12 protein-coding genes are annotated in these 13,008 nt (G+C 69.8%); 1 reads left to right on the plus strand and 11 read right to left on the minus strand.

The window, feature by feature from the left end:
• Nucleotides 1–6: 6 nt before the first annotated feature.
• From nuoK to ACFWVE_RS03930, 11 genes are read right to left on the minus strand one after another with little or no spacing between them, the layout of a single operon-like run.
• Entirely contained in the window at nucleotides 7–306 is a 300-nt protein-coding gene (gene nuoK, locus ACFWVE_RS03880; protein WP_003974374.1) for an NADH-quinone oxidoreductase subunit NuoK, read from the minus strand.
• A complete protein-coding gene (locus tag ACFWVE_RS03885; RefSeq protein ID WP_384007920.1) occupies nucleotides 303–1,145 on the minus strand; it encodes an NADH-quinone oxidoreductase subunit J in 843 nt (280 codons plus the stop codon). Before ACFWVE_RS03885 ends, nuoK begins: the two co-directional genes overlap by 4 nt.
• Nucleotides 1,142–1,783, minus strand: a complete 642-nt coding sequence (gene nuoI / locus ACFWVE_RS03890; protein ID WP_384007922.1) for an NADH-quinone oxidoreductase subunit NuoI — start codon at nucleotides 1,781–1,783, stop codon at nucleotides 1,142–1,144. The genes ACFWVE_RS03885 and nuoI overlap by 4 nt, the downstream gene beginning before the upstream one ends.
• Complete coding sequence (nuoH, locus tag ACFWVE_RS03895) at nucleotides 1,776–3,149, minus strand: NADH-quinone oxidoreductase subunit NuoH (protein ID WP_384007924.1); 1,374 nt, start codon at nucleotides 3,147–3,149, stop codon at nucleotides 1,776–1,778. Before nuoH ends, nuoI begins: the two co-directional genes overlap by 8 nt.
• Nucleotides 3,146–5,671: an NADH-quinone oxidoreductase subunit G gene (locus ACFWVE_RS03900; RefSeq protein ID WP_384007926.1), complete on the minus strand. Its 2,526-nt coding sequence runs from the start codon at nucleotides 5,669–5,671 to the stop codon at nucleotides 3,146–3,148. Before ACFWVE_RS03900 ends, nuoH begins: the two co-directional genes overlap by 4 nt.
• Nucleotides 5,668–7,014, minus strand: coding sequence for an NADH-quinone oxidoreductase subunit NuoF (gene nuoF / locus ACFWVE_RS03905; RefSeq protein WP_384007928.1), 1,347 nt, complete (start codon nucleotides 7,012–7,014; stop codon nucleotides 5,668–5,670). The genes ACFWVE_RS03900 and nuoF overlap by 4 nt, the downstream gene beginning before the upstream one ends.
• Nucleotides 7,014–7,874: an NADH-quinone oxidoreductase subunit NuoE gene (nuoE, locus tag ACFWVE_RS03910; protein WP_384007930.1), complete on the minus strand. Its 861-nt coding sequence runs from the start codon at nucleotides 7,872–7,874 to the stop codon at nucleotides 7,014–7,016. Before nuoE ends, nuoF begins: the two co-directional genes overlap by 1 nt.
• On the minus strand, nucleotides 7,871–9,202 hold the full coding sequence (locus tag ACFWVE_RS03915) for an NADH-quinone oxidoreductase subunit D (RefSeq protein WP_384007932.1): 1,332 nt from the start codon (nucleotides 9,200–9,202) through the stop codon (nucleotides 7,871–7,873). The genes nuoE and ACFWVE_RS03915 overlap by 4 nt, the downstream gene beginning before the upstream one ends.
• Nucleotides 9,199–9,948 carry an NADH-quinone oxidoreductase subunit C gene (locus ACFWVE_RS03920; protein WP_384007934.1) on the minus strand — a complete coding sequence of 250 codons (750 nt, stop codon included), beginning with the start codon at nucleotides 9,946–9,948 and terminating at the stop codon, nucleotides 9,199–9,201. Before ACFWVE_RS03920 ends, ACFWVE_RS03915 begins: the two co-directional genes overlap by 4 nt.
• A complete protein-coding gene (locus ACFWVE_RS03925) occupies nucleotides 9,945–10,499 on the minus strand; it encodes an NADH-quinone oxidoreductase subunit B family protein (protein WP_042164915.1) in 555 nt (184 codons plus the stop codon). The genes ACFWVE_RS03920 and ACFWVE_RS03925 overlap by 4 nt, the downstream gene beginning before the upstream one ends.
• Before the next feature lie 13 nt (nucleotides 10,500–10,512).
• Nucleotides 10,513–10,872 carry an NADH-quinone oxidoreductase subunit A gene (locus ACFWVE_RS03930; RefSeq protein ID WP_055570452.1) on the minus strand — a complete coding sequence of 120 codons (360 nt, stop codon included), beginning with the start codon at nucleotides 10,870–10,872 and terminating at the stop codon, nucleotides 10,513–10,515.
• A 1,007-nt stretch (nucleotides 10,873–11,879) separates the two neighbouring features.
• On the opposite strand from ACFWVE_RS03930, the gene ACFWVE_RS03935 reads away from it, so the two are divergent.
• Nucleotides 11,880–12,734 carry a C40 family peptidase gene (locus ACFWVE_RS03935; protein WP_384007936.1) on the plus strand — a complete coding sequence of 285 codons (855 nt, stop codon included), beginning with the start codon at nucleotides 11,880–11,882 and terminating at the stop codon, nucleotides 12,732–12,734.
• Nucleotides 12,735–13,008 lie beyond the last annotated feature (274 nt).

Consider the following 13,008-nt stretch of genomic DNA (forward strand, 5'->3'; position numbering starts at 1 on the left):
GACCCCTCACAGCTTCATCAGGCTGGCGTCGTCGACCGAGGCCGAGTGGCGGGAACGGAACAGGGACACGATGATCGCCAGCCCGACCACGACCTCCGCCGCGGCGACGACCATCGTGAAGAAGGCGATGATCTGGCCGTCGAGGTTGCCGTGCATACGGGAGAAGGCGACGAACGCCAGATTGCAGGCGTTGAGCATCAGCTCGATGCACATGAAGACGACGATCGCGTTGCGCCGGATGAGGACACCGGTGGCGCCGATCGTGAACAACAGGGCCGCGAGATACAGATAGTTGACCGGGTTCACTTCGATGCCTCCTCGGACCGCTTCGACGACGTCGGTTCGATCGCCGTGCGCTCGAGCCGCTCCTCGGAGCGCTGCTCCAGCGCCCGCAGGTCGCCGAGCGCCTCCTGGGACACGTCCCGGATCTGGCCGCGCTCGCGCAGCGTGCTGCTGACGGTGAGGTCGGACGTGGTGCCGTCGGGCAGCAGACCCGGGATGTCCACCGCGTTGTGCCGGGCGTACACGCCCGGGGCCGGCAGCGGCGGGAGCTGCTTGCCCTCGCGGACGCGCTCCTCGGCCATCTCCCGCTGGGTCTTGGCCCGCTCGGTGCGCTCCCGGTGGGTGAGCACCATGGCGCCGACGACGGCCGTGATGAGCAGGGCGCCGGTGATCTCGAAGGCGAAGACGTACTTGGTGAAGATGAGGGCGGCGAGGCCCTCCACGTTGCCGTTCGCGTTCGCCTGGCCGAGGCCGTCGAACTCGGTGAGCGCCGCGTTGCCGATGCCGCCGACGAGCAGGATGCCGAAGCCCAGCCCGCACAGCAGGGCGAGCCAGCGCTGGCCCTTGATGGTCTCCTTGAGGGAGTCCGCCGCGGTGACACCGACCAGCATCACCACGAACAGGAACAGCATCATGATCGCGCCGGTGTAGACGATGATCTGGACGACGCCCAGGAAGTAGGCGCCGTTGGCGAGGTAGAACACCGCCAGGACGATCATGGTCCCGGCGAGGCAGAGCGCGCTGTGCACGGCCCGCCGCATCAGGATCGTGCACAGGGCGCCGATCACGGCGACCGTGCCGAGGATCCAGAACTGGACGGCCTCTCCGGCGGAGGTGGAGTAGGCGGCGAGGTACTCGGTCATCCCCGGATCACCTTCTTCGACGCCGGTTCGTCCTCGCCGAAGGTCGAGTCGGCCTCCTGCACGGCCTCGCCCCCGGAGTGGGCCGTCTGCCGCTCCGTACCGGGGGCGGCCTCGGTCACCAGGCCCCGGTAGTAGTCCTGTTCGTCGGTGCCCGGGTACATGGCGTGCGGGCTGTCGACCATGCCCTCCTCCAGACCGGCGAGCAGCTGCTCCTTGGTGTAGATGAGGTTGGCACGGCTGGAGTCGGCCAGCTCGAACTCGTTGGTCATCGTCAGCGCGCGCGTGGGGCACGCCTCGATGCACAGACCGCACAGGATGCAGCGGGCGTAGTTGATCTGGTAGACGCGGCCGTACCGCTCGCCGGGCGAGTAGCGCTCCTCCTCGGTGTTGTCCGCGCCCTCGACGTAGATCGCGTCGGCGGGACAGGCCCAGGCGCACAGCTCGCAGCCGACGCACTTCTCCAGGCCGTCCGGATGGCGGTTGAGCTGGTGCCGTCCGTGGAAGCGCGGGGCCGTGGTCTTCTGCTGCTCCGGGTACTGCTCGGTCAGCCGCTTCTTGAACATGGCCTTGAAGGTCACACCGAAGCCGGCCACGGGATTCTGGAAACCGGGCTTGGTCTCCTTGGGCTCCTCAGCCATCGGACGCCTCCTTTCCATCCAGAGATTCGTCACTGTGGGTATCGGGCCCACCACTGGCAACGAGCTCCCGCTCCCGGCGCGAGCGGCGTCGCGGCACCGGCGGGAGCTCCTGTCCGGGCAGCGGCGGTACGGGGAACCCGCCTGCCATCGGGTCGAAGGCGGCCGGCCGGCCGCCCGCTCCCTCGGCGTCCTCGGCGTTCTTGCCCTTCGTCCGGAACATGTCGGCGACGAAGGACAGCAACAGCAGGGCGAGGACGCCGGCGGCGATGTAGAGGGCCATGTCCGCGAAGCCGTAGCCCTCGTTCCTCAGGGCCCGCACCGTGGCGACGGCCATCAGCCACACCAGGGAGACCGGGATGAGGACCTTCCAGCCGAGCTTCATCAGCTGGTCGTACCGCACGCGTGGGAGCGTGCCGCGCAGCCAGACGAACATGAACAGCAGCAGCTGGACCTTGACGACGAACCAGAGCATCGGCCACCAGCCGTGGTTCGCGCCCTCCCAGAAGGTGCTGACCGGCCACGGAGCCCGCCAGCCGCCCAGGAAGAGAGTGACGGCGACGGCCGAGACGGTCACCATGTTGATGTACTCGGCGAGCATGAACATCGCGAACTTGATCGACGAGTACTCGGTGTTGAAGCCGCCGACCAGGTCGCCCTCGGACTCGGGCATGTCGAAGGGGGCGCGGTTGGTCTCGCCGACCATCGTGACGATGTAGATGATGAAGGAGACCGGCAGCAGCAGGATGTACCAGCGGTCGGCCTGCTGCTCGACGATCGCGGACGTCGACATCGACCCCGAGTAGAGGAACACGGAGGCGAACGCGGCGCCCATGGCGATCTCGTAGGAGATCATCTGCGCACACGAGCGCAGCCCGCCCAGCAGCGGGTACGTGGATCCGGAGCTCCAGCCGGCGAGGACGATGCCGTAGATGCCGACCGAGGCGACCGCGAGGATGTAGAGCAGCGCGATCGGCAGGTCGGTGAGCTGCATCGTGGTCCGCTGACCGAAGATCGAGATCTCGTTGCCGGACGGCCCGAAGGGGATCACCGCGATCGCCATGAAGGCCGGGACGGCCGCGACGATCGGCGCGAGGATGTACACCGCCTTGTCGGCGCGTTTGACGACGACGTCTTCCTTGAGCATCAGTTTCACGCCGTCGGCGAGCGACTGGAGCATGCCCCAGGGGCCGTTCCGGTTGGGGCCGATGCGCAGCTGCATCCAGGCGACGACCTTGCGTTCCATCACGATGGCGATCAGCACCGTCACCATGAGGAAGGCGAAGCAGAACACCGCCTTGACCACGACCAGCCACCAGGGGTCGCGGCCGAACATCGAGAGGTCTTCAGCGGCGAAGTACGGGCTCATGCCTCCACCTCCTTGGGGGCCTCGCCGGCGAGTGACGCCGGGCCGATACGGACGAGGGAGCCGGGCAGTGCCCCGGTGTCGGAGGCGACCCCGCCGCCGGTGGAGTTCAGCGGGAGCCACACCACGCGGTCGGGCATCTCGGTGACGCCCAGGATCAGTTCGACCGTCCCCGCGGGGCCGGTCACGGCGAGCGGGTCGCCGTCCTTGACGCCGACCTCGGCGGCCGTGGCGGCCGACACGCGCGCGTGCGCGGCGTGCCGGGTGCCGGCGAGCGCCTCGTCGCCCTGTTGCAGGAGCCCCTGGTCCAGCAGCAGCCGGTGCCCGGCGAGCACCGCCTCCCCGGCGGCCGGCCGGGGCAGCACGCCCGCCCTCTCCAGCGGTTCGGTGGCCCGGGGCCCGTCCCAGGCGCCGAGCCGCTCGAGCTCCGCGCGGGTGGTGCGCAGGTCCGGCAGGCCCAGGTGCACGTCCATGGCGTCGGCCAGCATCTGCAGCACGCGCGCGTCGGTCGGCGGGAGCGGGCGGGTCATCTGCTCGGGCTTGAGCGCCGACTCGAAGGGCCGGACCCTGCCTTCCCAGTTGAGGAAGGCGCCGGACTTCTCGACGACGGCGGCCACCGGCAGCACCACGTCGGCGAGTTCGGTGACCTCGCTGGGCCGCAGCTCCAGCGAGACCACGAAACCGGCCTCGGCCAGTGCCGCACGCGCGCGTGCCGGGTCGGGCAGGTCGGCGACCTCCACGCCCGCGACCAGCAGCGCCTGCAGCTCACCGCTCATCGCGGCCCCGACGATCTCGCCGGTGTCGCGGCCGTAGCGGTGCGGCAGGGCGGCGACGCCCCAGACGGCTGCGACCTCCTCACGCGCGCGCGGGTCGGTCGCCGGGCGCCCGCCCGGCAGCAGCGACGGCAGCGCGCCCGCCTCGACGGCGCCCCGCTCCCCGGCGCGCCGCGGGATCCACACCAGCCGGGCGCCGGTCGCGGTGGCGATCCGTACGGCGGCGGTCGGGCCGCCCTCGACGGCGGCGATCCGCTCGCCGACGACGATCACCGCGCCCTCGGCCCGCAGCGCCTCGGCGGCCCTGGCCCCGTCGCCCTCCAGGCCGACCCCGCTCGCGAGCGCGTCCAGCCATTCGGTCTCGGTGCCGGGAGCCGCCGGCAGCAGCGTGCCGCCGGCCTTCTCCAGGCCGCGCGTGGCGTGCGTGGCCAGCGAGAAGGTCCGCTGCCCGTGCGTACGCCATGCCTTGCGCAGTCGCAGGAAGACACCGGGCGCCTCCTCCTCGGCCTCGAAGCCGACCAGCAGGACGGCGGGCGCCTTCTCCAGCGAGGAGTACGTGACACCGTCGGTCGCGTCCTGGCCGGACGCGCCCCCGAGGTCACGTCCGCGGCCCGCGACCCGCGCGGCGAGGAAGTCCGCCTCCTCGACGCTGTGCACACGCGCGCGGAAGTCGATGTCGTTGGTGTCGAGGGCCACGCGCGCGAACTTGCTGTACGCGTAGGCGTCCTCGACGGTGAGCCGGCCTCCGGTCAGGACCCCGGTGCGGCCGCGGGAGGCCAGCAGGCCCTGGGCCGCGATCTGCAGCGCGTCGGGCCAGGAGGCCGGCTCCAGCTCACCCTCGGCGTTGCGGACGAGCGGGGTCCGCAGCCGGTTCCGCTGCTGCGCGTACCGGAACCCGAAGCGGCCCTTGTCGCACATCCACTCCTCGTTGACCTCGGGGTCGTCGGCGGCGAGCCGCCGCATGACCTTGCCTCGCCGGTGGTCGGTGCGGGTGGCGCAGCCGCCGGAGCAGTGCTCGCACACCGACGGCGAGGAGACCAGGTCGAAGGGGCGGGAGCGGAACCGGTAGGCCGCCGAGGTGAGCGCGCCGACCGGGCAGATCTGGATGGTGTTGCCGGAGAAGTACGACTCGAAGGGGTCGCCCTCGCCGGTGCCGATCTGCTGGAGCGCGCCCCGCTCGACCATCTCGATCATCGGGTCGCCCGCGATCTGGTTCGAGAACCGGGTGCAGCGGGCGCACAGCACGCACCGCTCGCGGTCGAGCAGCACCTGGGTGGAGATCGGCACGGGCTTCTCGTAGGTCCGCTTCTTGCCGTCGAAGCGGGACTCCGGGTTGCCGTGCGACATCGCCTGGTTCTGCAGCGGGCACTCGCCGCCCTTGTCGCAGACCGGGCAGTCCAGCGGGTGGTTGATGAGCAGCAGCTCCATCACGCCGTGCTGGGCCTTCTCGGCGACGGGCGAGGTGAGCTGGGTCCGCACCACCATCCCGTCGGTGCAGGTGATGGTGCAGGAAGCCATGGGCTTGCGCTGGCCCTCGACCTCGACGATGCACTGGCGGCAGGCGCCGGCCGGGTCGAGGAGGGGGTGGTCGCAGAACCGGGGGATCTCGATGCCGAGCTGTTCGGCGGCCCGGATGACCAGGGTGCCCTTGGGCACGCTGATCCCGACGCCGTCGATCGTCAGTGTGACGAGGTCCTCCGGCGGGACCGCCGCCTCTCCCCCACCGGAGGGAGAGCTGGTGGTCACAGTCATGCGTGCACCTCCGTACGGTCGGCCCAGGCCGTCGACTTGGCCGGGTCGAACGGGCAGCCACGGCCCGTGATGTGCTGCTCGTACTCCTCACGGAAGTACTTGAGCGAGGAGAAGATCGGCGAGGCTGCGCCGTCGCCGAGGGCGCAGAACGCCTTGCCGTTGATGTTGTCGGCGATGTCGTTCAGCTTGTCGAGGTCGGACATCCGGCCCTTGCCGGCCTCGATGTCGCGCATCAGCTGCACGAGCCAGTACGTGCCTTCGCGGCAGGGCGTGCACTTGCCGCAGGACTCGTGGGCGTAGAACTCGGTCCAGCGGGTGACGGCCCGTACGACGCAGGTCGTCTCGTCGAAGCACTGGAGGGCCTTCGTGCCGAGCATGGAACCGGCGGCGCCCACTCCCTCGTAGTCGAGGGGCACGTCGAGGTGCTCGTCGGTGAACATCGGCGTCGAGGAGCCGCCCGGCGTCCAGAACTTCAGGCGGTGTCCCGGCCGCATGCCGCCGCTCATGTCGAGCAGCTGACGCAGTGTGATGCCCATCGGGGCCTCGTACTGTCCGGGGCGTGCGACGTGGCCGCTGAGGGAGTAGAGAGTGAAGCCGGGTGACTTCTCGCTCCCCATCGAGCGGAACCATTCCTTGCCCCGGTTCATGATGGCGGGAACCGATGCGATCGACTCGACGTTGTTCACCACGGTCGGGCACGCGTAGAGGCCCGCGACAGCGGGGAAGGGCGGACGGAGCCGCGGTTGACCACGGCGGCCTTCGAGCGAGTCGAGCAGTGCGGTCTCCTCACCGCAGATGTACGCGCCGGCGCCGGCGTGCACGGTGAGGTCGAGGCCGAGTCCGCTGCCCAGCGCGTTCTCGCCGAGGATGCCCGCCGCGTAGGCCTCGCGCACGGCCTCGTGCAACCGCCGCAGTACGGGGACGACCTCACCTCGCAGGTAGATGAAGGCGTGGGACGACCTGATGGCATAACAGGCGATGACGATGCCCTCGATGAGGCTGTGCGGGTTCGCGAAGAGGAGCGGAATGTCCTTGCACGTTCCGGGCTCCGACTCGTCGGCGTTGACCACCAGATAGTGCGGTTTTCCGTCGCCCTGGGGAATGAACTGCCATTTCATTCCCGTCGGGAAGCCGGCGCCCCCGCGTCCCCGCAGACCGGACTCCTTGACGTACGCGATGACGTCGTCCGGTGACATGGCGAGCGCCTTGCGGAGCCCCTCGTACCCCTCGTGCCTCTTGTAGACGTCCAGGGTCCAGGACCTGTCCTCGTCCCAGAAGGCCGACAGCACGGGTGCGAGCAGCTTCTCCGGGCCGGTGTCCTTGAGTTCCGGTGCCAACGTCATCACTCCCCCTCCTCGGCGGCGGGTCCGGCCGGGTGCGCCGGATCGGAGGCCGACGTGTCCTGCGGCGCGTCGTGCGAGCTGAGGTGCTCCCCCGGTGACGGGTCGTGCGGCGGGGTGTCCCGGGGCGCCTCACCGCGCGGGTGCACCACGCGCGCGGGGGCGGCCTCCCCCTTGGCCAGCTTCAGGCCGGCCAGGGAGGCGGGTCCCGCGCTTCCCGTGGCGTCGACGGCGCCGTCCCGCTCGTCGGGGAAACCGGCCAGGATCCGGGCGGTCTCCTTGAACGTGCACAGGGGCGCCCCGCGGGTGGGCGAGACGGGTCGGCCGGCGCGCAGGTCGTCGACGAGACGCTTGGCGCTCTGCGGGTCCTGGTTGTCGAAGAACTCCCAGTTGACCATCACGACGGGCGCGAAGTCGCAGGCCGCGTTGCACTCGATGTGCTCGAGGGTGACCTTGCCGTCGTCGGTGGTCTCGCCGTTGCCGACGCCCAGGTGCTCCTGGAGCTCCTCGAAGATGGCGTCGCCGCCCATGACGGCGCACAGGGTGTTGGTGCACACCCCGACCTGGTAGTCACCGCTCGGCCGGCGCCGGTACATGGAGTAGAAGGTGGCGACGGCGGTGACCTCGGCCGTGGTCAGAGCGAGCGTGTCCGCGCAGAACTGCATCCCGGTGCGCGTGACATGGCCCTCCTCCGCCTGCACGAGGTGCAGCAGCGGCAGGAGAGCCGACCGGGAGTCCGGGTAGCGGGCGATGATCTCGCGCGCGTCTGTCTCCAGCCGGGCCCGGACGTCGTCCGGGTAGGCGGGTGCGGGCAGTCGGGGCATGCCCAGACTGACGCCCCGCTCCGAGGATGAGGTGGTCACCGGTCGACGCCTCCCATCACGGGGTCGATGGATGCGACGGCGACGATGACGTCGGCGACCTGGCCGCCCTCGCACATCGCCGCCATGGCCTGCAGGTTGGTGAAGGACGGGTCGCGGAAGTGGACCCGGAAGGGGCGGGTGCCGCCGTCGGAGACGACATGCGCCCCGAGCTCGCCCTTGGGCGACTCGACGGCCGCGTACGCCTGTCCCGGCGGTACCCGGAAACCCTCGGTGACCAGCTTGAAGTGGTGGATCAGGGCCTCCATGGAGGTACCCATGATCTTCTTGATGTGGTCGAGGGAGTTGCCCAGTCCGTCCGGGCCCATGGCGAGCTGGGCGGGCCAGGCGATCTTCTTGTCGGCGACCATGACCGGTCCGGGCTGGAGCCGGTCCAGGCACTGCTCGACGATGCGCAGCGACTGGCGCATCTCCTCCAGCCGGATCAGGAAGCGGCCGTAGGAGTCGCAGGTGTCCGCGGTGGGGATCTCGAAGTCGTACGTCTCGTACCCGCAGTACGGCTGCGCCTTGCGCAGGTCGTGCGGCAGGCCGGTGGAGCGCAGGACCGGACCGGTCGCCCCCAGGGCCATGCAGCCGGCCAGGTCCAGATGGCCGACGTCCTGCATACGGGCCTTGAAGATGGGGTTCCCGGTGGCGAGCGCGTCGTACTCCGGGAGGTTCTTGCGCAGCTTCTTCACCAGCTCGCGGATCTGGTCCACCGCGCCGGGCGGCAGGTCCTGGGCGAGTCCGCCGGGGCGGATGTACGCGTGGTTCATCCGCAGGCCGGTGATGAGCTCGAAGGCGTCGAGAATGAGTTCACGATCACGGAACCCGTAGATCATGATGGTGGTGGCGCCGAGCTCCATGCCTCCGGTGGCGATGCACACCAGGTGGGAGGAGAGCCGGTTCAGCTCCATCAGGAGCACCCGGATGACCGAGGCCCGGTCGGGGACCTGCTCCTCGATGCCGAGGAGCTTCTCGACTCCGAGGCAGTACGCCGTCTCGTTGAAGAACGGCGTCAGGTAGTCCATGCGCGTCACGAACGTGGTGCCCTGGGTCCAGGTCCGGTACTCGAGGTTCTTCTCGATGCCGGTGTGGAGGTAGCCGATGCCGCAGCGGGCCTCGGAGACCGTCTCGCCGTCGATCTCCAGGATCAGCCGGAGCACACCGTGCGTGGACGGGTGCTGCGGGCCCATGTTGACGATGATGCGCTCGTCGTCACTGCGCTGCGCCGTCTCGACTACCTCGTCCCAGTCTCCGCCGGTGACGGTGTAGACGGTGCCTTCCGTGGTCTCGCGCGCGGAGGCCGCGGATGCGTTCGAGGTGCTCATGAGTAGGACCTCCGCTGGTCCGGAGCCGGGATCTGGGCGCCCTTGTACTCGACGGGGATGCCACCGAGGGGATAGTCCTTGCGCTGCGGATGCCCCTGCCAGTCGTCCGGCATCAGGATCCTCGTGAGGGCGGGGTGCCCGTCGAAGACGATGCCGAAGAAGTCGTACGTCTCGCGCTCGTGCCAGTCGTTCGTCGGATAGACGGAGCACAGCGACGGGATGTGCGGGTCGCTGTCGGGAGCGCCGACTTCCAGACGGATCAGCCGGTTGTGGGTGATCGAGCGCAGGTGGTACACGGCGTGCAGCTCGCGGCCCTTGTCGCTGGGGTAGTGCACGCCGCTGACGCCGGTGCACAGTTCGAAGCGGAGCGCGGGGTCGTCGCGCAGGGTCGTCGCGACCCGGAGCAGGTGCTCGCGCTCGATGTGGAAGGTGAGTTCGCCGCGGTCGACGACCGTCTTCCCGATGGCGTTGCCGGGGAGCAGGCCCTGCTCCTCCAGCGCGCCCTCCAGTTCGTCGGCCACCTCGTCGAACCATCCGCCGTAGGGGCGGTTCGAGGCTCCCGGGAACCGGATCGAGCGGACCAGTCCGCCGTAACCGGAGGTGTCGCCGCCGTTGTTGGCGCCGAACATGCCGCGCTGGACGCGGATCTCCTCACCGCCCTCGCCCCGCCGGCCGGGGAGGTTCTGGGCGGAGAGGTCCTTCTCGGGGTTCACGCCGTCGCCCGCGGTGTCGTTCGCGTCGCTCATCGCAGCAGCCCCTTCATCTCGATGGTGGGCAGGGCCTTGAGCGCCGCCTCCTCCGCCTCGCGGGCCGCCTCCTCGGCGTTCACACCGAGCTTGGAACCCTGGATCTTCTGGTGGAGCTTGAGAATGGCGTCCATCAGCATCTCGGGCCGGGGCGGGCAGCCGGGCAGGTAGATGTCGACCGGGACGACGTGGTCGACGCCCTGGACGATCGCGTAGTTGTTGAACATGCCGCCCGACGAGGCACAGACCCCCATGGAGATCACCCACTTGGGGTTCGGCATCTGGTCGTAGACCTGCCGCAGCACCGGTGCCATCTTCTGGCTGACCCGGCCGGCCACGATCATCAGGTCCGCCTGCCGCGGCGAGCCGCGGAAGACCTCCATGCCGAAGCGCGCCAGGTCGTAGCGGCCGGCGCCGGTGGTCATCATCTCGATGGCACAGCAGGCGAGTCCGAACGTGGCGGGGAACATGGACGACTTGCGCACCCAGCCCGCGGCCTGCTCGACGGTGGTCAGCAGGAATCCGCTCGGCAGCTTTTCTTCGAGTCCCATGGTCAAAGGCCCCTCAGTCCCATTCCAGGCCGCCGCGCCGCCACACGTACGCGTAGGCGACGAAGACGGTGAGCACGAAGAGCAGCATCTCCACGAGCCCGAAAATCCCCAGGGCGTCGAAGCTGACGGCCCAGGGATAAAGGAAGACGATCTCGATGTCGAAGACGATGAAGAGCATCGCCGTCAGGTAGTACTTGATGGGGAAGCGCCCGCCGCCGGCCGGCGTGGGGGTCGGCTCGATACCGCACTCGTAGGCTTCGAGCCTGGCGCGGTTGTACCGCTTCGGACCGATCAGCGTGGCCATGACCACGGAGAAGATCGCAAAGCCTGCCCCGAGGGCTCCCAGTACGAGGATGGGCGCATACGCGTTCACCGCTCCTCGCTCCTCTCAGTCGGCACTGACTGCTGGCGAGTCGGACTCACTTGCGCCCCACGCGTCCCGTGAACCACGCCCGCCCCGGCGAGGATCGAGAACATGTGAAGCAGGTCACAAGCCCAACCGCTCCGCATCCTATGCCCGCCGGTCTGTGATCTGCGACACGGGGTATTGCACAAGCTTTGTGATCTCCACCACCTGACGAACGATCATGAAGCCGGAGGAGCGGTGATCTTCATACGCGAAGCGTCCGTGCAGTCACCATAAGTGACATTTTGTTGCGTCGATGCAGGCCAGGAGGGTCACCCCGGTATCAAGAGTGTTCCTCTGCATGCAAATTGGCGCTGGACGCGGTCGCTTGCTAGAGGACGTGTTCACACATCGGAGGGACGCGGGGCGCGATGTGGACGTGTGCACGCGTTCACGAAGTCCGGGAGACCCACGGCCCGCCGCGGGGCCGAAACGCCGTGGCGAGCCGGCCCCACCCCGGCACCGTCGGCACGCGGCCGCCGCGCCGGACTCGATCCGGAGCTCCTCTCGAACCCGGCCCCGAACCTCACCCGGACCCCGGACCAGGGGCCCGGCCCAGGACCCCACCCCAAGGACCGGCCGGAACGCGGCCCGGGCACGGCGCGGACGCGGTCCGGGGCACGGCGCGGCCCCGCCCCGGACGCGGCGCCCGTCGCGATCCGACCGCGACCCCGGCGCAATCCGTCCGCAATCCGTCCGCAATCCGTCCGGAGCTCGCACACCGGACGCAACGACAGGGGTGACCGTTCCGTGACCTCCACCACATCCACAGAGGGGTCACAGGAAGGGGGCTTGGCCAATCATTTCAACCGATGGTAGGCGTGGGGCAATTCGGACGTAAAGATGAAAGACCGTGATCACAGGCCCATTACGCCGCGCCCGCAATGTCCGTTACGGCGTCAATAAAGAGCGACACGCCCGGGGTTCGGCGTCGTGATTGAACAATTGTGGCGCAGCACACGTTTCTTGTGGATATGAAGGAGCCCCTGGTACCGGTTGTTCCCATGTCCCACACCGCTCACATACGAAGCCACCGGAAACCCCGCCGCACCGCGCAGACCACGATGGCGATGCGGGCCGGAGTTGCCGGTGGCGTCCTCGGCACTCTGGCAGTGGCCGGGGCGTCGGCCTCGGCGGTCGCCGCCGAGCCGGTGACCCAGACCCTCGAACTGCCCGCCCTGACGGCCGACCTGTCCACTCAGGTCGCCCAGTCCGCGGAGGCCACCCAGCAGGCCGCCGCGAACTACCAGCTGCAGGCCGAGCGTGACGCCGCCGCGGCCAAGGCCGCCAAGGAGGCGAAGGCCGACCTCGCCGAGGCCAAGGAGAAGGCCGAGGCGAAGAAGAAGGCGGCCGAGGAGGCCCGCAAGGCCGCCGCCGAGCGGGCCACGCGCGATGCCGAGCGCGCCACCCTCACCGCCGACTCGGGCACCACGACCGCGGCGGCCACCACGACCACCGCCTCCGCGCCGGCCAGTGGCAGCGTCGGAACGGTGGTCTCCTTCCTCAAGGCGCAGGTGGGCGACGCCTACGTCATGGGCGCCACGGGCCCCAACGCCTGGGACTGCTCCAGCCTGGTGCAGGCCGCGTTCCGCCAGGTCGGCGTCGACCTCCCGCGCGTCTCGCAGGACCAGTCGACGGTCGGCACCGACGTCTCGCTGTCCAACCTCCAGGTCGGCGACATCCTGTACTGGGGCGGCAAGGGCTCCGCGTACCACACGGGTGTCTACATCGGTGACGGCCAGTACCTGGACGCCGCCAACCCGTCCAAGGGCGTCGTCATCCAGGACCTTTCCGGCTACCCCGCGTCGGGCGCGGTGCGCGTGCTCTGATCCGGGCCGCCCACACGGACCGGAGGGCCGCTGCCGCTCGGGGGCAGCGGCCCTCCGTCGTCCGCATCCGGGCGCTTCGGGGGCACTTCGGGCATACCGGCCGCTCCACCCCGCCACTCCGCCCGGCGACCCCCCTCGCCCCGCCGCACCAAAATCACCTGATTGCCCGAATTGCCCTCCGCGCAGGACGCGCTGATGGGCCGCCACGCCCGCGTGAAGCGCCGTCCGGCCTTGTGGAGACCCCCTGCGGCGCCCCGCGCGGACGCCGGACGGC

Origin of the sequence: Streptomyces sp. NPDC058632, from assembly GCF_042717095.1 — a bacterium.
Classification (GTDB): domain Bacteria; phylum Actinomycetota; class Actinomycetes; order Streptomycetales; family Streptomycetaceae; genus Streptomyces.